23 protein-coding genes are annotated in these 17,330 nt (G+C 61.8%); 9 read left to right on the top strand and 14 right to left on the bottom strand.

The features are described 5' to 3' along the window. Positions 1–108 precede the first annotated feature (108 nt). From HY067_04645 to HY067_04630, 4 genes are all read right to left on the bottom strand, one after another. On the bottom strand, positions 109–798 hold the full coding sequence (locus HY067_04645) for a transglycosylase SLT domain-containing protein (GenBank protein ID MBI3527238.1): 690 nt from the start codon (positions 796–798) through the stop codon (positions 109–111). A 360-nt stretch (positions 799–1,158) separates the two neighbouring features. Next, positions 1,159–1,959 (bottom strand): adenylate/guanylate cyclase domain-containing protein, encoded by an 801-nt coding sequence (locus tag HY067_04640; GenBank protein MBI3527237.1) that lies wholly within the window; start codon positions 1,957–1,959, stop codon positions 1,159–1,161. After that, complete coding sequence (locus HY067_04635) at positions 1,956–3,047, bottom strand: carboxymuconolactone decarboxylase family protein (protein ID MBI3527236.1); 1,092 nt, start codon at positions 3,045–3,047, stop codon at positions 1,956–1,958. Before HY067_04635 ends, HY067_04640 begins: the two co-directional genes overlap by 4 nt. Positions 3,048–3,161: 114 nt before the next feature. After that, positions 3,162–3,722: a DUF2652 domain-containing protein gene (locus HY067_04630; GenBank protein MBI3527235.1), complete on the bottom strand. Its 561-nt coding sequence runs from the start codon at positions 3,720–3,722 to the stop codon at positions 3,162–3,164. A gap of 391 nt (positions 3,723–4,113) precedes the next feature. Here HY067_04630 and HY067_04625 point away from each other — a divergent pair, with 391 nt between their 5' ends. The 4 genes from HY067_04625 (at position 4,114) to HY067_04610 (ending at position 8,439) form a co-directional block, all read left to right on the top strand. After that, a complete protein-coding gene (locus HY067_04625; protein ID MBI3527234.1) occupies positions 4,114–5,556 on the top strand; it encodes a cardiolipin synthase in 1,443 nt (480 codons plus the stop codon). Between the two features lie 156 nt (positions 5,557–5,712). After that, the gene (locus HY067_04620) at positions 5,713–7,002 is read left to right on the top strand and encodes an ABC transporter substrate-binding protein (GenBank protein MBI3527233.1); all 1,290 of its coding nucleotides are present in this window, start codon (positions 5,713–5,715) and stop codon (positions 7,000–7,002) included. A gap of 108 nt (positions 7,003–7,110) precedes the next feature. Further along, positions 7,111–7,203 (top strand): hypothetical protein, encoded by a 93-nt coding sequence (locus HY067_04615; protein MBI3527232.1) that lies wholly within the window; start codon positions 7,111–7,113, stop codon positions 7,201–7,203. 165 nt (positions 7,204–7,368) lie between these two features. Continuing rightward, positions 7,369–8,439, top strand: coding sequence for an MBL fold metallo-hydrolase (locus tag HY067_04610; GenBank protein MBI3527231.1), 1,071 nt, complete (start codon positions 7,369–7,371; stop codon positions 8,437–8,439). A gap of 91 nt (positions 8,440–8,530) precedes the next feature. Here the strand turns inward: HY067_04610 and HY067_04605 are convergent, their stop codons facing one another. The 3 genes from HY067_04605 to HY067_04595 all read right to left on the bottom strand — a co-directional run bounded on the left by HY067_04605 (position 8,531) and on the right by HY067_04595 (position 9,880). After that, positions 8,531–8,704 carry a hypothetical protein gene (locus HY067_04605; GenBank protein MBI3527230.1) on the bottom strand — a complete coding sequence of 58 codons (174 nt, stop codon included), beginning with the start codon at positions 8,702–8,704 and terminating at the stop codon, positions 8,531–8,533. A gap of 14 nt (positions 8,705–8,718) precedes the next feature. After that, positions 8,719–8,994, bottom strand: coding sequence for a hypothetical protein (locus HY067_04600; protein MBI3527229.1), 276 nt, complete (start codon positions 8,992–8,994; stop codon positions 8,719–8,721). Between the two features lie 70 nt (positions 8,995–9,064). After that, entirely contained in the window at positions 9,065–9,880 is an 816-nt protein-coding gene (locus HY067_04595; GenBank protein ID MBI3527228.1) for an SAM-dependent methyltransferase, read from the bottom strand. Between the two features lie 7 nt (positions 9,881–9,887). On the opposite strand from HY067_04595, the gene HY067_04590 reads away from it, so the two are divergent. Next, positions 9,888–10,214 (top strand): DUF2970 domain-containing protein, encoded by a 327-nt coding sequence (locus HY067_04590; GenBank protein MBI3527227.1) that lies wholly within the window; start codon positions 9,888–9,890, stop codon positions 10,212–10,214. Between the two features lie 89 nt (positions 10,215–10,303). Here the strand turns inward: HY067_04590 and HY067_04585 are convergent, their stop codons facing one another. Both HY067_04585 and HY067_04580 read right to left on the bottom strand, forming a co-directional pair. Then, complete coding sequence (locus tag HY067_04585) at positions 10,304–10,546, bottom strand: type II toxin-antitoxin system HicA family toxin (protein ID MBI3527226.1); 243 nt, start codon at positions 10,544–10,546, stop codon at positions 10,304–10,306. Then, positions 10,543–10,749, bottom strand: a complete 207-nt coding sequence (locus tag HY067_04580) for a 2-oxoisovalerate dehydrogenase (GenBank protein ID MBI3527225.1) — start codon at positions 10,747–10,749, stop codon at positions 10,543–10,545. The genes HY067_04585 and HY067_04580 overlap by 4 nt, the downstream gene beginning before the upstream one ends. Before the next feature lie 1,291 nt (positions 10,750–12,040). On the opposite strand from HY067_04580, the gene HY067_04575 reads away from it, so the two are divergent. Together HY067_04575 and HY067_04570 are read left to right on the top strand one after the other, a co-directional pair. Beyond that, the gene (locus HY067_04575) at positions 12,041–12,418 is read left to right on the top strand and encodes a hypothetical protein (GenBank protein MBI3527224.1); all 378 of its coding nucleotides are present in this window, start codon (positions 12,041–12,043) and stop codon (positions 12,416–12,418) included. A 24-nt stretch (positions 12,419–12,442) separates the two neighbouring features. After that, positions 12,443–12,880 carry a DUF2846 domain-containing protein gene (locus tag HY067_04570; GenBank protein MBI3527223.1) on the top strand — a complete coding sequence of 146 codons (438 nt, stop codon included), beginning with the start codon at positions 12,443–12,445 and terminating at the stop codon, positions 12,878–12,880. A gap of 16 nt (positions 12,881–12,896) precedes the next feature. Here HY067_04570 and HY067_04565 read toward each other — a convergent pair whose 3' ends face one another. Together HY067_04565 and HY067_04560 are read right to left on the bottom strand one after the other, a co-directional pair. Next, positions 12,897–13,055, bottom strand: coding sequence for a hypothetical protein (locus tag HY067_04565; protein ID MBI3527222.1), 159 nt, complete (start codon positions 13,053–13,055; stop codon positions 12,897–12,899). A 410-nt stretch (positions 13,056–13,465) separates the two neighbouring features. Beyond that, positions 13,466–14,455, bottom strand: a complete 990-nt coding sequence (locus HY067_04560) for a lyase (GenBank protein ID MBI3527221.1) — start codon at positions 14,453–14,455, stop codon at positions 13,466–13,468. 308 nt (positions 14,456–14,763) lie between these two features. On the opposite strand from HY067_04560, the gene HY067_04555 reads away from it, so the two are divergent. Next, on the top strand, positions 14,764–15,060 hold the full coding sequence (locus HY067_04555) for an XRE family transcriptional regulator (GenBank protein MBI3527220.1): 297 nt from the start codon (positions 14,764–14,766) through the stop codon (positions 15,058–15,060). 183 nt (positions 15,061–15,243) lie between these two features. After that, positions 15,244–15,444: a hypothetical protein gene (locus HY067_04550; GenBank protein ID MBI3527219.1), complete on the top strand. Its 201-nt coding sequence runs from the start codon at positions 15,244–15,246 to the stop codon at positions 15,442–15,444. A 51-nt stretch (positions 15,445–15,495) separates the two neighbouring features. On the opposite strand, the gene HY067_04545 is transcribed toward HY067_04550, so the two are convergent. The 3 genes from HY067_04545 to HY067_04535 all read right to left on the bottom strand — a co-directional run bounded on the left by HY067_04545 (position 15,496) and on the right by HY067_04535 (position 17,269). Beyond that, positions 15,496–15,726 (bottom strand): hypothetical protein, encoded by a 231-nt coding sequence (locus HY067_04545; protein ID MBI3527218.1) that lies wholly within the window; start codon positions 15,724–15,726, stop codon positions 15,496–15,498. 74 nt (positions 15,727–15,800) lie between these two features. Next, complete coding sequence (locus HY067_04540; protein ID MBI3527217.1) at positions 15,801–16,181, bottom strand: RidA family protein; 381 nt, start codon at positions 16,179–16,181, stop codon at positions 15,801–15,803. 173 nt (positions 16,182–16,354) lie between these two features. Beyond that, positions 16,355–17,269: a dihydrodipicolinate synthase family protein gene (locus HY067_04535; protein MBI3527216.1), complete on the bottom strand. Its 915-nt coding sequence runs from the start codon at positions 17,267–17,269 to the stop codon at positions 16,355–16,357. Positions 17,270–17,330: the final 61 nt, after the last annotated feature.

Below are 17,330 nucleotides of genomic sequence, written 5' to 3'. Positions count from 1 at the left end.
GGATTTGTACGACTGCCGGCTCTGCGCAGAACAGTAAACGGTGATCAGTGAACAGGCAAAGCAGGAAGCCTTAGGCTCTGGCAGAGCCTGCCGTTCATTGTTCCCCGTTCACTCCAGGCGCACAAACACCCGCTTCATCGCATTGACTCGCGCAACATACGCCTGGACATCGTGATCACCGCAGCGCTGGCCGGAAATCAGTCGGAACCGGCGCCGGGCGTAAATCTCACCCGCTCCCGCACCGCATAAGTGAATCACGGCCGCCAGATCCTGCTTTTGCTGAAACGTCACATTGGCGATGCGAAGTCGCTTCAGCGTATTCGCGACGCCGCGATCCAGGTACGCGGACGTGAGCTCGACGGCGTGCGTCGGCACGGTCCGCGTGTAGAGGCCGTTGAACCAGCACGAATCCGGTTCGTTCCAGGGCCCATCGTCGACGACAGTGTGATCATGGATGCAGTAACGCTTAGCCTCGGCGAAGGTCCCATCCGTGATCTGATACATCCCGACCGCGCTCGACGCCGGCCGATAAACATCGAACGGCTTGCGCTGTAACGACCAACGCCAGTACGTCCGCACCACCGGATTGCCCGACCCTTCCACCTGCGCGAGCGCGGCGAGTAAGTCGGGCGTGATTGTATTAGTTGCATGCTCGCGAAAGATGGGGGCGTACTCCTGCCACGTCTCGTACGGTGTCTTGTAAAGCGCGCCGCTGACCGGAAAGAACAGCTCCGACGGCTTGCGGATGACCTGATAGGCCCAATTGAACGCAAGCCAAAGAGTGAGGACGACGGCCACCGCAACGACAGCCTGCGTAATAGGCGGCGCGCGCCGGAACGCCCGAAACCCACGTCGACGCAAACGCGCGCCCGGCCAAAACCTTGAGAGGCCGAAGCGACGCCTGCGTTTTTTTCGGGGTTTGCGTACGGTTGCTAAAGCAGCGGATTGGCGCAGCACAAAGGGGGATCCCTCAGTTTGGCGTCAGCCATGGCTTCCTGCTCATAACCTACGGACAAATTCCGCGGGTGTCAGGATTGCATGTCCATCGCGCAAGGCGAGCAAATCGCCGTCTCCGGTAACCAGGACATCCGCTTTTCGCCTTCTTGGCCCTGAGTCCCGAGGCCCGCGTCCCGCTTTTTCCAGTCACCAGTCACGGGTTTATCGAGTCGCGAGTCCTCGCACTTGTTCGTCCCTCCGACCGAGCACGGCGTAGGTGACGACCGGCTCGGCGATACCTTTGACCGGCACTGCCGGCATCGGCGTCAGCTCGAAGCGCGGATCGAGCTGCTCGCGCACCGATTCGGTGAGCAGGATGTCGCGGCCATGCTCGCGCGTGAGCGTCTGCACGCGCGCAGCCAGGTTCAATGTGGGGCCGACCACCGTGTACTCGCGCCGGTCGCGGCTGCCGATGAGGCCGGCAAGTCCCGGCCCGCGGTGGACGCCGACACCGATTGCGATGCGCGGCAATCCCGTGCGATCGAGTTCGGCGTTGTAGCGCTCGAGCCCGGCACGGATCGCGAGCGCCGCCTGCACCGCGTCGTCGCACTGCCAGGGGTTCGGCTCCAGTGCGCCGAAGAAGATGAGAATGCCGTCGCCGAGGAAAGTGCCGACGCGCCCACGGTGCTCGGCGACACTGTCGCTGACAAGCTGGAAGTAGCCGTTCAGCACACCCGCCAGCGTTTTCGGATCGAGCCGCTCGGCGAGCGCCGTATAGCCCACCAGGTCGGTGAACATGGCGGTAAACACCTTGTGCTCGGCGATGCTTTCCGGCCCGTCGGAAAACAGGCGTTCGACCACGCCGGCGGGCGCGAGCAGCGCGCAGGATTGCTGCAGGCGCTGCAGTTCGGCCGAGGCCGACTCGACGCGCGCGCGCAACTCGCGCAGCCGATATTGCTGCCGGATGAACAGTCCGGCCGCGGCCACCGACACGATCACAACGAGCGTGTAGGCGTAGCTCACGACCGGCGCGGGAGCGCCGCGCACAGACGGCACAGGGAATTCGCCAGCGCCACGACACCGACCGCCTCGACGAACTGCGCCGCCGACAGCCGCTGACGCAGCTCGCGTGCGCGCCGCTGGATCTGGATCGGCTCGTACCAGATGGTGTCGCGAGCAAACGCGAGCAGCGCGGCCTCGTCTGCGCCCATGCCCGGGCCGCCGAGATGCGAGAGGGTCTGCTCCGCGTCGGCTGGCGTCAGGCCCTCGGCTTCGAGGACGCCGGTTATCTCGTCACTGGAACTCTGGCAGCCAAGACCGCGGCCGATGACCGCGAACATCAGCGCCTTGGAGCGACGGCTCAGGATGGGGGAGGCCCACAGGTCGTCGAGCGCGGAAGCGAGCACGGGACCGATGGGCGAGCCCTCGAACTGCAGCAGCAGCCCGGCGAACGGTCCCTCGGGGCGCCGCGCGAACGAAGTCGGCTCCCCGCGCTTGCGCCAGCCGCGTGCCGTGCGCGCGAACAGCGGGCGGAACAGGCGCACAAACCATCGGTCGGCGAGTTGCTCCCAGGACTGCGGTGGCAGCGCCGGGATGGTGGAAATGCGATTGAAGAACGCGACGCAGGCGACGGAGAACGCGATCTCGCGAATCGCCATGTCGCTGAATCCGGCCGCGCGCAGCGGCTCGAGATCCTGCGGCGTCACCAGCGGGGTGGAGCGCGCCATGCGGCGCCCAAAGCGCACGGCGGCGGCCGCTTTCGGCTCCAGTTCGCCGCTGGCAAGGCGCTGCTCGAGTTGTTGCATGCGTTCCTCGCTCATGCCGAGGACGCGCAACGCCATGCGCGTGACCGCGTAGCAGTAGCGACAGGAGTTCTCCTGGCTCACTACCAGACCAATCAGGTCGACGGTCGGGAAATCGAGGTCCACCAGCAGCTTGTTGTCTATCCCCAGGCGGATTGCCGCCCTGGGCAACCAGGGACAACTCAGGAAATAGCGTACCCACCCCGGGGCGGCGCCGGTTTCGCGGCGCAACATCGCCTCGGCCTGCCGATCGGGCGCGGGCTCGAGCAGGCATTGGTCCCAGCTCACCTGGAGTAGCGGGCTCGCCATTGCTTTACTTTACCTCTTGCGACGGCTCTTTCCCATCACCCTCGTCTCTTATTGGGGAATCCCCTGGAACCCTTTAGGGATCCTCCGGAATCCCGTGGGCGGGCCCCCCCATCTTCACGACCCGAGCACAAAGCGCAGCTTCTTCAGGCCGACCCTATAGGGCAGCGACCGAGCGAGGACGCCGAAGGTCTCCCGGAATCGGGCAGCGCGGGTGACCTCCGGCAACGGCACAGTATTCTTGAGCATGCGGTGAACCAGGATCACCTCCACCCCGGCGAGCTTGCTGACGTGCTTCACACGCTGCATGGTGACATCGCCCAGGTGTGCCACGAACTTCACTTTGAGCGACTTCGACCCCCTGCATCCCTCGCATCGGCAAAAATTGAGCATCGAAATTGTCTGGCGGACCGCATGGAAGGCACGATGCATGGCGAGGATCTGGTCGGCAAGCATCTGTGCGGACGCGGCATCGCGGCCATCCCGCGGCCACGCATAGAAAAACGCGGCATCGCCTTCGATCTCGATCAGTGTCAGGTTCGGCGCCGTGTCGATCACCGCCTCCAGCAGGCGCGCCATCACGTCCTGAGCATGCACGAGGCTTGTTCTGTGGGCCTTCATGAAGGCGGCATAGCCTCCGATGTCGGCGATGACCAGTAGGGCGGGACGGACGGACACGATTTATGATCGCATTGTTGCGGGAAGATGTCACGGCACCCGACCGGGTACAGGGGCGAGGGACGAGTGAGATCCTGGGGCGCTCAAGCCTCGTAGTTTTACTCGTCCCCCGGTCCTGCTTTTTCTGTTTTTCCCTTTCCCTCTTTCCTCTTTTATCTTTCCTCTTTCCTCTCGCCCTTTCGCAGCACGCAGCACTCACCGTTCCTGATCGACATGTCCCTATTTTCCTTTCTCACGGCGAGTCTGACCCGGGTTTTCCGGTTTTCGTGTACGTTGATACCCTGCGGACATTTTTTACCGGGCCGACCAGGCGTTTGCCGCATCATGAAGCGAAGGGACGGACCTTGAAGCGGGCAACCCACGTAACAGGCGCGTCGCCGCTGTGATTCAAATGGAACCCTGGGCTGTCAGTCTCTTCGTCAGTGCGGTCCATTTGATCCTCGCGTCGACCGTGTCCGCGCACATCGTGCTCACCAAGCCGGATGTGCGCGCAGCGATCGGATGGGTGGGGCTCGTGTGGCTCACACCGGTCGTCGGTTCGGCCTTGTACGCCCTGTTCGGCATCAACCGCCTTCGCCGCCACGCAGGGCGGATACGCCGCGGCCGGGAAATGCAGTGGACGGAGTCTCCGGGTCCGCTCGTACGATCGCCTTATGAGGTCGCGCTCCCGGACGGTGTTCCATCGGCTGCCCGGCCGCTTGCCACGCTGGTGGGCGCCATCACCGGAACACCGCTTGTGACCGGCAATGCGGTGGACCCGCTCGTAAACGGCGACGAAGCCTATCCGGCCATGCTCTCGGCGATCGACGGCGCGACGCGCAGCGTCGCGCTGGCCACCTATATCTTCGACCGGGGTCACGTCGCCGACCGGTTCATCGACGCGCTCGCCCGGGCCGAACAGCGAGGCGTGGCCGTACGCGTGCTGGTCGACGGCGTCGGCGCCCGCTACAGCCATCCACCGATCGTGCGGACGTTGCGCGCGCACGGCATTACGGTTGCGCGCTTCCTGCCGCCTACCAGTCCCTGGCGGCACCCCTACTTCAATCTGCGCAACCATCGGAAGCTGATGGTCGTGGACGGTACGATCGGTTTCTGCGGCGGTCTCAACATCCGCGACGCCTGCGTTCTCGGGCTGAAACCGGACAAACCGGTTCTGGACTTGCACTTCCGTGTTCGCGGGCCGGCGGTCGGCCAGTTGATGAAGGCTCTCGCTTTCGACTGGACATTCACGACCGCGGAGGAACTTGCGGGCCCTGCCTGGTTTCCTCCTATCGGGCCTGCCGGCGCAGTGCTCGCCCGCGGCATCCCTGACGGCCCCGACGAGGATTACGAGACACTGCTCATCACCTTCCTGGGTGCGCTGTCCCAGGCCACGCGGTCCGTCCAGATCGTCACGCCGTATTTCCTGCCCGACGCGACGCTCATCGACGCGCTGCGGGTCGCGGCCCTGCGCGGCGTGCAGGTCGACATCCTGTTGCCGGCGCGCGGAAACCTGCGTTTCGTCGAGTGGGCCGCCACCGCCCAACTGTCGCAGATCGTACGGTGGGGCTGCCGCGTGCACCTGTCCCCGCCGCCATTCGATCATTCGAAGCTGTTTCTCGTCGATGGCGTGTGGGGCCTGATCGGTTCCGCGAACTGGGACCCCCGCAGCCTGCGCCTCAACTTCGAATATGCAGTCGAATGCTATTCGGCCGAACTCGTTTCCCGGCTCGGGAAAGTGCTCGGAGCCAAGATCGCCGGTGCCCGGCGTCTCACGGTTGCGGACCTCGACGGACGCAGCTTTCCGATCAAATTGCGGGACGGTATCGTCCGCCTGGCGCAGCCGTACCTCTGACAGGGTGCTGCAGGCCCGAGGTAGCCCGGATTTCGTGGGCACTGCAAGCCTGACCGACATCACGTACGCTGCCATCTGCGCCATTGATGGAGAAAAGAAATAGTAAACTCCGAAAGATTCAAACGCCTGCGCCGCCTGCGGCTGCCGGCCAAACTGGTGACCGTCTCCTGGCGGGACCTGCTCGTGATCGTCGCGCCCGTGCTGCTGGTCACCGCGCTCGGCGCCTGGCTGGCGGTCAAATTCATCCGTCCGGCGCCGCCGGATTCGATCGTGATGCTCGCCGGACCGAAGGAAAGCAGCTACTACAGCACCGCCGAGCGCTACGCGAAGATCATCGCGCGCAGCGGCGTGAAAGTGCAGGTGGTCGAAACCGAGGGCGCGCAGGACAACCTGCGGCGGCTCGCGGACGGCAAGGTCCGCGCCGATGTGGGATTCGTGCTGGGCGGCGTGACCGAAGGCGCTGAAACCGGCGGCCTGATGTCTCTGGGCAGCGTGTTCGTTCAGCCGGTTCTGGTTTTCTATCGTGGCAAGGAATCGGTGGATCGGCTCTTCCAGTTGAAAGGCAAGCGCATCGCCGTCGGCCCGCAAGGCAGCGGAACCCACGCGCTGGCGATGAAGTTCCTGGTCGCAAACGGCATGGACAAGGGCCCGAGTCGCCTGCTGGATCTGGACGGGGATGATGCAGTCGAGGCGCTCAAGCAGGGGAAGATCGACGCCACTTTCCTCATGGGCGAATTGGTGCGCGGCCAGGTGACACGCGATTTGCTGAAGGTGCCGGGGATCAGGCTGATGAACTTCAGGCAGGCCGACGGCTATATGCGGCGCCTCAAGTTCCTGTCGCGGCTCACGCTGCCGGAAGGCGCCTTCGATCTGGGGCAGGATCTTCCGCCGCACGACGTCGAACTGGTCGGCCCGACCGTTGAACTGATCGCTCACACGGACTTGCATCCTGCGCTGTCGGACCTGCTGATCGGCGCCGCGCGGGAGATTCATGGCTCCGCGGGCATGTACCGGAAGGCCGGAGAATTCCCGGCGCCGCTGGAGCGTGATTTTCCGATCAGCGAGGATGCGCAGCGCTTCTACCGTTCGGGGGCGCCCTTCCTGTACAAGAAATTGCCGTTCTGGCTGGCGAGCCTAGTGGACCGCATGCTGGTGGTGCTGGTGCCGCTGGTGGTGATCCTGATCCCGGCCACACGCATCGTGCCGCCGCTGTACCGCTGGCGGGTGCGATCGCGCATCTACAGATGGTACGGCGCGCTGATGGCCATCGAGCGCGACATGCTCGCCGACCCGACACCGGAGCGCGAACAGGAAATCCTCAAGCGGCTCGACGACATCGAGGAGTCGGTGAACAATCTGCGCACGCCGCTTGCATTCGCGGACCAGCTCTACGTACTGCGCGAACACATCGGCTGGGTGCGGGCTCGCCTGGTCGGGGAGCACTGACCGGCACACGCGGCGACGCTGGCCGCGCCGGCGCAGCGCCTTCCGTTCACCGGTTCCTCGCCCCGGCGTTGCAGGAAGATTGATGATCGAGCAGCGGACGGCCGTTTGATGCTGGGCACCTGGCAGGGCCTGTACCTCTGGGAGCATCGCCAGGCGCCGCACTCGCGCAGTCTCGTCGTGGCGGTGATGGGGGAACGGTGACTGGTGACTGGAGATCACTTCGCCCTACTCAATTCGCCCCTTCGCCGCCGTAAGGCTAAACTATGTTCGGGATCGGGGATCGGCTTGCGGGACGACAGCAGTCCCTTTCCTGATCATCGATTAACGTGAACACGATTGCAGATTCAGGCGCCGGGGCGTGGAATGCTGATTTTCAGGCAGTTGTTCGACCCGCAGTCCTCCACCTATACCTACCTTCTCGGCGACGTCCGCAGCCGCGAGGCGGTACTGATCGACACGGTCTTCGAGCAGGCACGCCGGGACGCGGCGCTGTTGAGCGAACTCGATCTGCGCCTGAACTGCACGCTGGAAACCCATGTCCACGCGGACCATGTGACGGGCGCATGGATTCTGAAGCGGCAATTCGGCAGCTGGATCGCAGCGGCGCAAAGCAGTGGCGCCGAGGGGGCCGACCGCTATCTGGCGCAAGGCGACAAGATCGAATTCGGCAAACGCCATCTCCAGGTGCGCGCCACGCCGGGTCACACAAACGGGTGTCTGACCTACGTGCTCGACGACGAAAGCATGGCCTTCACCGGGGACTGTCTGTTGATCCGGGGCAGCGGGCGCACGGATTTCCAGCAAGGCGACCCGCACGCCCTCTACCGTTCGGTGCATACCCAGATTCTCACGCTGCCACGGAATTGTCTGCTCTACCCAGCGCATGACTATCGTGGTCTCACGGTGACGAGCGTGGCGGAGGAGCAGCGCTTCAATCCGCGCCTAGGCGGTGAAATCGGCGAAGCCGACTTCGCCGGCTACATGGACAACCTGCACCTGCCGCATCCGAAGCAGATCGATGTCGCGGTGCCGGCCAACCTCAAGTGCGGGCAACCGAAGGCCGGGGACATATCGCTCGTCGCGCCGACCTGGGCAGCGCTCACCTACACCTTCGCGGGCATCTGGGAAATCCAGCCGCAAGCACTGGAAGAAGCCGCCGACCAGGTTCAGATCCTCGACGTGCGCGAACCGTCGGAATACAACGGGGCGCTGGGACATATCCGCGGCGCGGTCTTGATCCCGCTCGGTGAACTGACCAGACGGAGCACAGAACTCGCCCGCGAGCGCCCGGTCGTTGCCGTCTGCCGATCCGGCGCGCGCTCGGCACAGGCCACCGTGATCCTGCAACAAGCCGGGCTCAAAGATGCCGCGAACCTCGCGGGCGGCATGCTGCGCTGGCGCGCGGAAGGCTACTCGGTGGAGGGCGGCATCAGCTAGCGTCGGGATCGTCCTCCCCTCTCGGGACGACAGCAGGCAGTGATTGGCTGGGTCATGTTGGACAGGATCGCCAGCCGGATGCCCGCCTTGTTCAATGTAGCAAGCGCCCCGGGAACACCGGGCGGGGATCGAAAATCGGAAAGCTATCGAAGGCGATTGCCTTGAACGGCGCTGCTGTCCGCGCCTGAACCGATTTTTCGGCTACCAGGCTGCTTGCCGCGCCGGCAGCGGCGAGGCTCGGGAATTTTCCACGGCTTAGTGGCATGGCGAATCCTTTCCTTAAAACCCCTCGTGTATCCCGTCGTTTTTCACGAGCAGATGTTTGGGCTTGCCGTCAGGGGCATGTTGCAGGTGGGCAGAAACCTGCTTGCAGAGACGCTTGAGGTGGCTCGCGTCTTTGCTTGCGACCACTTCATCCAGAAAGTCCACCCGATGAGCAACGTTCGGCGATGTCAGGAAAATTTGGTGGCGACCCTCGGCATGCTTGTGCTCGACCGATGCTCCGGCAAACGCGTTGCCCAGCGTCTTGAGTAAAACCTCGATCTTCTCGTTCATATGGCCTCCATTCCATGCAACCCGTGGCACCACTGGTCCAAGGCGTGAGAGTTTAGGCCCGCGTCACCGTTCACTTCTTGACCCCCATCACTCCATCCCCACTCAACTCCGCGACAAACCCGGCGTGCCGCAACCGTTTCGCCACTTCGTTGGGCACATCGCGTCCGCTGGTGAGTTTGTTCGGCGTGCCGGTGTAATGAAACAGTTTGCCTTTGCGCTTGAGCACTTTGGCCAGTTGGTCATAAAAGACTTGCGAGTAGAGTTCACCGGCGATTCCGAAACGCGGCGGGTCGTGCAAAATCGCATCGACCGACCCGCTGGGCAGCGTGGCGATCTGCTCGGCGATGTCGCCTTGCGTTAACGTCAATCCATTGCCGATCTCCGGCGACCAGGGATTGAGGCTGCGCAGCCAGATCACGTCGGGATTCTTTTCGTAGGAAAGCACTTGCGCGGCCTGGCCCAGCAAGCACCACGCGGCGAAATAGCCAAGGCCGCCGCAGGTGTCCAAAATCACCTTGCCGCGCGGTTGAATCAATCCGACTTTGCGTTCGGCATCCGCGTAAGGCGAGACTTGCGCCGTGGGTAACATCTTGATGCCGTCGATTTCGAACGTCGGCGGTCCCCATTGCGTCGGCACCAACTTGATCAGTGACGTTGTGAACCGCGCCACCGGCTGAAAGGCCTCGCCATCCCAGTGATAGATGGTTCGGTCCTTACAATTCTCCAGCCAGGGGAATCGCCGGCCTTGCCAGATCCATCCCGCATCGCCCACCTCGACCGTCGTCGTCGAACGATCCAGATCAAGCGAGCACTCGACGGTGGGCATACCGGCGCGCGCGGCAGCGCGCAAGGTTTCGTGGTCTTTTAGAATCAACAGCGGCCCCATCATTCCATTGTCCGCCGTGACCGTTGGTGAGCGTGCCAGTGCAGTATTCAACTACACTGCCGGCTGGAACGCGTTTAAATCAGGAGCGAAAGATATTTGCATGACGCCCTTGCCTGGAAATGCTGAGCCCAATGCCCGGCCGGTACCGAAAAAAGCGACTCTGTTGCAAGTGGTACGGATCGTTGTTTCCGGGCTTTTCATGATCGGCCGCAATCGCGATTACGGGCCGGACGCGCCAACGATTGGCCCGGCTCGATTGATCATTGTGGCATTTATTGGAGCGGCACTGCTCATTGCGGGTCTGGTGCTGCTCGCTACGTTCATTACGCGCTGAACACTCCGCTACGCGCGACACGGTGCGACGCATAGCGGCAGTGCGGAATAGGTCGTGTACTTTTAGAGTCCCCGCGAGATCGTCCTCGCTCAATCGAACAACTGTCGGATCAAATCCTCACGGCTTATTTTCAGATTGCCCGCGACGTCGGCAAGGATGGCTGACAGGGTTCCGACCTTGAGCGGGTCGTGGGCCGGAATCGTAATGTGGTGCCGTGGAGGGGTGTCGAGAGTTAGACGAAGGTGGCTACCACTCTGGCGAGTAATTCGGTAGCCGATTCTGGAAAGCGCTTTCGCCAGTTCAGCACCGGAAAGATCGCGAGGCAGTTTCATCCCGCAATAACTTCGTCCCGCACGAAGTGAAGGCGAATCATCTTGGGCGCCTTGCCATCTTCAAAATGACAGCGGACGGCATCCCGTACTCGAGCGTGCAACTCCTCCACGCTGTCGGCCTGTGTATGGATGGACTCTCCCAAAGAGCGGGCTGACATCCCGCCTTCGGGCGCTTCCTCGACCACAAAGATGATTTCGTTCATTTGCGACTCTCTGTATGGGAACCCATATTAACCCAGGCCTTACAGTGCCGCATCCGCCCTGTTCCCTGCAGCTTCCAGCAACACCCTCGTGACGTCCGCGGGATTCCCAAATGGCCTACCCTCCCGCGCGGCGTAGTCCGGAATTTGAAAGGGGTCTGTGCCTGATGAGGTTCGCGTGGTTCAGCAATCTCCGCTGGCCACCCCGGCGGAGGGCACACTTGCCGATTGTCGTCGCGCTCGACGCAGTGCCCTGGCAGACCTAGACTCCGCTCTAACAAATTCCGCCAGTCTATTGAGCCCTTGCGATTTTTGATGGTCTGCGGATTTTCGTGTGGAAAGCGCCCCGCGCGCGAGTGTTGTCCGAGGCGTTGACTCATCAAGACTGACGGCGGTACGCTCTCTTCGAGCCGAAAATTTCGCTACTAAAAGACCATAGATTGGCTCTGTCGCACGGTTGCTTTCAAAGGGAGGAAGCATGAAAGAGTTTCATTGCCCGCATTGCGGGCAGTCGACCTTTACGACGCTCTGCACGGACTGTCAGGCAGAGGGAATCCGGATTGACGAAACCAGAGCGGTATTCCACATCGGGCGGTGCCACCGATGCGGGCATGTGGACGACGAGCCTTGCTCCGCTCGGATAGGATCGAACCCGATCGTGGCGCGCACCTGGCAAAGAAGGCATGGCGCGCTAAGAGACTTCGCCCAATTGGCTGTCAGACTCGCAACGCGAGCCGCGGACGCAATCCGGAGTGGCTCTACCCGCGCCCGGTAGCGCAGCAAGGCCAGCGCGTCGAGTCGGCGGCGCAACTTATCGCCCGGCCGCCGTAACGGGCGGCCTGCCGCGACCGCGGGGTGTAGCACGTTGGTTAAGGGCGTGCTCGATCTGCTCTCGAAAGCGCTCGCTGCCGATGGCGTAGCCTCCGTGCGTCGAAGTCCGGATTTCACGCAGCAGCTCGGCGTCCGGATCGGTTGCAAACAGTCCTTGATACGCGGCAAGTCTTTTCGTCTCTTCGGCGCCCAACGCAAGATATTCGCCGTGCGGCGTGAGACATTCCACCTACCTCTGCAATCCAGTGTCATAGAGATCCGGGCTACTCCGATTGACTACTCGACGGCTCGCAGATAGATTGATGGTCGACGAAAAGCAGCGTTTGAAATTCCTATTCGCGGCGCATGAACCCGGAATCTGCTATCAAGCCAACGATCCGGGATACACCAATGACTAGTGTTCGTGATCATTTTCACGGTAGCAGATCGACTTCCAGCCCGATCGGTCGCGTAGAGGTGAAGAGTGAAACAGTTATGGTTTAGTGTGGTGATGGTTTTGCTTGCAAGCTGTGCGGCCGAGATCCCGCGCCAACCGACAACCTTGATTCCTTCTGCGGAGGGCGATGGCCAAAGCAAGGTCATTCAAGTGGATGAGGATGCGGATGTGCGACTGCCGAGCGGCTATTCCCGTTCTATTCGGGCCGGATCCATTTGGAAACAGAGCGGAACCGTAGAAGGCCGTGACGTGTACAAAGCGATCAAGGATGTATTCACGATCGAAGGCACGCATGTGCACGAGGCGTATCTGCTTTTGGACGGAAACACGGTGGTCGGATTTTTTCTGCCGGGGGAAAGTGCAGTCAGTTGGCTGAAGCACAAGGTGCCTCTGAAATTTCACTAATAAAAAGGAGAAACGATTGTGAGAATGCTGCGTTGTATCGGACTGTTCGTATTAATGGCCTTCTTGGCGGGCTGTGCAGCCTCAGGGCCGAAGATGAGCGAAGTCAAGTCTACGATTCCTGCTCTCGGCCAAGACCAGGGCCGAATTTATTTCTATCGAACGAAGAGCATCTTCGGGGCCGCAATCACCGCGGATCTGCGCGTGAATGGAGATGTCGTGGGTCGCTCCACGCGTGGCTCGTTCTTCTTTGTCGACCGCCCTACTGGCAACTATGAGGTCGCCTCGTCCACCGAAACCGAGAAGAAGGTGACGTTTGCACTGAGCGGAGGGGAAACCAAATATGTGCGAACCTACGTGGGGCTGGGTGTTCTCGTTGGGCGGATCATCCCGGAACTCGTGAATGCGGACGAGGCGGAGAAAGAAATGGCGGATCTCGCCTACACGGAGTCCGCCAAAAAGTAGGCGGGTTGCGAGTTCATTATTTCTTGGATTGCGGGGAGCCGTTGATCGGTGGTCCGCTGTTTTCGGTCCTGCCGCCGGAAGCAGCTTCGCGCGCGCTATCCACGGCGGGCTGGCCTGTCTTGGTTGTCTCCGGCGTGACGGTGGCCCCGGTATGGCCGCCCGGGTCCGGGCCCATGCTCAATCGGAGATAGACCTTCCAGCCAGATCGAAGTGAAGTGTGGGCAGCGGGACCGCGCAATTATCTCGGTCTGCAGATAGCGGGTTTCCCGAACCTGTTCACCGTGACGGGACCCGGCAGTCCATCGGTGCTTTGCAATATGCCGGTTGCGATCGAGCAGCATGTGGAGTGGATCACCGACGCTCGAATCCGCACCTCAAGTCCGGAAAAGTGCGGGAGGTCATGCTCTGGGTATCCGCGAAATCCTCTTCCGCAATTGAGGGCATCAAGGGTCCTTTTGATTCCGGTCCGCATGCCTGGAAACCGCCAACCTCCCAAGCCCTCATCGACTATTGGAAGCAGCGTTCTTCAAAGTCCGGCCGATAACCTTCCCGAATTGCCGCGCGAGCAGTGATTCCACCGCGGCCTCACGCCGTCCGGATTACGGAGATGGTCTCGGTGCCGCTCTCGGGGAGCCACACTTCGCCAGGGCGGCCGAGGATCTGGCGAATGTTCGTGCCGTCGCGAGGAAACCCGAAGCGCTCGAACTTCTCGGTAGCGGGATCGAAGCGATAGACCGCATTGCCGGTCCACTCGCTCACCCACACGTGATCGCGGTCGTCCACGTAAACAGCGTAGACCTGCGGGTTGTCGCCGGGGACCTTGAAGGTGCGCCAGCTCTTTGATGCGGGATCGTACATCGAGAGGTTGCCTCTCACCCACTCGCTCACCCAGATGCGCCCGCGACTGTCGCCCCAGACACGGCGCGCGCCCTGGTTCTTTGTCGGAGGCTCCACCACGGTCGACTGCCCGGTGCGGCGGTCGATGGACGCGATGAAGGAGCCCGCGAGCGAGCACCACCATACGTCTCCATTCGGCGTGCTGCAGATGCCGTACGGTCCACGGCCGCGCGGCGCATCCCACACGCTGGTCTTGCCGCTCTTCATCGCGACCTTGCCAATCACGCCGCTCTGCCCCGTGAACCAGAGATCCCCGTCGCCATCGAAGGCGCAGGTGTTGAGGTTGGCGTAGGGCGTGCCCTCCGGAAGCGGGAACAACCTGATGGCGCGATCCGGCCAGCCGACGCGCACGATCGCCTGCTGGCCACCGTCCGTGATCCAGGCCGCCTTGTCCGGCCCTTGGATGACACCGTGCGGTGCGGAGCCGGGCCCAAGCGGGATGAGTTCGGTGCGGCCCGTCGCGGGATCGAAATAGCCGAGATGGCCGCTCGCCTGCGCGGTGAACCAGACGCCGATATCGGGAGCAGGCGCGACGTCGTGGATACCGGTGCGGCGAGGCGTCTTCAGCGGCCAGGATTGCAAGCGCGGAGATTGCGCGGCTGCGAGGGCCGGAAATGCGACACCTAGTGCCGTGACACCGATCACGCTCAATGCTTCGCGTCGGGAGAAGACTTTCATGGCTTGCCTCCTTCACCGTGGGATTGCGATGGAATGGCTCCGTCTTCAGTGGCAGCGCGAAGCGCTTTCGGTTGCCTACCCGAGATGTCTCCGGGCTTTTTATTTTCGGACCGCAATCGCGATTACAACATACCAAGCCTGAGTCTGGGCCCTTTTATCCCTGAGAATGCCCACTCGTTACCTCGTCGGCATCGTTGCATTTTATATCGAAACCAATATAATTCCCTGATGAAGTCGCTCGTCTGGCTTGCTGATAGCCTCGAAATCGTCAAAGAATTTCTTCCGACAGTCACGGCCTTTCATCACAAATGAGGGCACGAACCGTACTCAAAAAAGGCAGCCGCAATGTCTTCGCCGATCTGGGCTTTCCTGAAAGTGAAGCACAGAACCTCACCTTGCGTTCCGATCTGATAATCCGTATTGAAAAACTGGTGCAGGAGAGCGGCATGACGCAGCAACAGGCCGCCAAAACGCTTGGCGTTACCCAGCCCAGGCTTAACGCCTTGCTCAAGGGAAAAATCGCAGATTTCAGCCTGGATGCGCTGGTCAACATGCTGGCCCATGCCGGCATGCAAGTGAAGATGACCGTCAAGAAAGCCGCTTAGCGGATCGGGTAGCGCCCCTATTGGAGGGAGTGAGGCTTGGCATATTGCGTTATTTATCCAGCATGCCAAGTCTGACCCATCTCCGTTCGACCCTCTCCGTTCCCGGCCAGCCCCACTGTCTTTTGCGCGGTGGCGCAAAGCTCGGAAAAGATCGGGGTTCACATTGACTGCTATAATTCGTCTATGGGCAAGAAGCTTTCCACCATTAACTTCTATCTACTCGATCCCGCCACCCGGCAGGAATCGGTGTATCGGTCCGTCGCCAGCTCGTCAGCAATCGAAGGTATCTGCGCACCATTCGCGAAGGACTCTCGTGTCCCCGCCAAATCCGCTTCTAAATCTCGCACCAAATCGAACGGCAAGTCCCGACTCACCCGCGCCTGATTCCGGCGTGCGCCCGCAAGGTGCGGGCAATTACTTTCCGAAACACACGCGTCATCCGCTCAGCCATGTGCGGGGCATGCGGCATATGTCATCCGCGACGAAACGTTGATCCACGTCCGTGTCGTCGATGAGCTGTTGCGTAGCCGCAAGCAGCGCTTCCGACTCGCGCCGCGCCATTTCCCGCGTGGAACGGATTCCAAGCAGATTGCGCAACACCCTGCCGCGCGATCCCGCCTCGAACTCGGCTTCGGTACCTTGCGCTCCGTATTCATCGCTGTTCACTGTTCGAAGCTTAGCGGGTCGGACTTGGCATATTGCGTTACTTATCCAGCACGCCAAGCTCGACCCTCCAGTTCCTAGCCGTCTATATACGCAACGGCTTCGATTTCCACTTTCAGCCGCGGATCGACCAACGCACTCACCTCCACCAATGTGGAGGCCGGCCGGTTCTCGCCGAAGTATTCGATTCGCAGTGGATTGATCAACGGGCGCTCGGAGATATCGGTCATGAATATCGTGACCTTGACGACATGCGAGGCCTTCGCGCCGACGTGGCGCAGGCACGCGTCCACACTGTCGAGCGCAACACGGAATTGATCGACGGTGCTCTCCGGGATGGTCCCGTCCTTCTTGCTGCCAACCGCGCCCGAAATCCAAACGTGCCGGTCGGCGCGAACGACGTGGCAGTAGTGGCTGAAAGGTTTTGGCTGGCCGGGCACAAGGTGGCGTTCGATCATATGTGGGGGTGTCCTTGTTGGGCTACGCAAAAAATAGTCAAAGCATATTGCTTTAGCTCAGCCCCGTATTCTTGTACCGATCGGGATGCGAGAAACAAGACCTGAGCTAACTCGGGTTTATGGTCGATGACCGGTTCTAGTGGGACACCCCTAGTCCCTAGCCCCTGCCTCTATCACCCCACCGCCCTACTGCGCCGCGGCATGGTCACGCCCAGCGCCTCTGCGGCACGCAGCACTTCGCGTCGCTGTTCCTCGGTCAGGCGATTCACCGGCGGGATGGAGTGTCCGCAATCGACGCCGAGCCTGGCCGAGAGCACGGTCTTGCACACATCGGCCGGCGCACCGAACATCCACACCAGGTCGACAAACTTGCGCACCTCGTCCTGCAGCGACTGGGCCAGCTTCAGGTTGCCGACTTCCCATGCAGCGAAAAGCTGCGCGTAGTGCCACGGCGCAAGCGAGAGTGGCGCATCGATCGTGCCCACCGCGCCCATGGTCAGCGCCGGCAGCGGCAACGCCCCATTGCCGGAAAAGCAGCTAAGGCCCATGTCGGCGAACGCGCGGATCTGGGTGAAATCCGGCGCCGAGTGCTTGAGACCCTTCAGCGTCGGGATCTCGCGCGCCAGTTTTTCCATCATCGCCGGGAGGAACTCGATCTGCGTGAGCTGCGGAAGGTTGTAGACGAAAAACGGAAGTTCACCCGCTGCGTCGGCCACGGCCTTGTAGTACTCGATGATGGAGCGCTCGCTGCTCCGGAAGAACAACGGCGGCAGGCAGCACACCGCGGCGCAACCCGTCGCACGTGCGGTCCGTGCCGCCTTCACCGCGCTGGCCGTACTCATGGCGCCCACCTGCATGATGACCAGTGCCCGTCCTTTGCACGTTTCCGCGGAGATTTTTGCGACTACGTCGCGTTGCTCATCGGTGAGGATCGGCCCTTCGCCGGTGCTGCCCGCCATCCAGAACCCGCCGCAGCCGTGCGAGATATTGTCGTCGAGCAGCGCACGCAAGGCCTTCTCGTTGATCCGCCCATCCTCCGCAACCGGCGTAGGGGGCGCGGGGAACACACCTTTGAATTCGAGTTTCATGTTGAGTTATGGGTTTGTTGGAAAATTCGTCGGGAAGTCTAACAGGGGGAAAACAATTACA

Source organism: Betaproteobacteria bacterium, assembly GCA_016194905.1.
Classification (GTDB): Bacteria; Pseudomonadota; Gammaproteobacteria; order Burkholderiales; family JACQAP01; genus JACQAP01.
The sequence above is the reverse complement of the archived record's forward strand: the minus strand, read 5'-3'. Positions and strand labels throughout refer to the sequence as shown.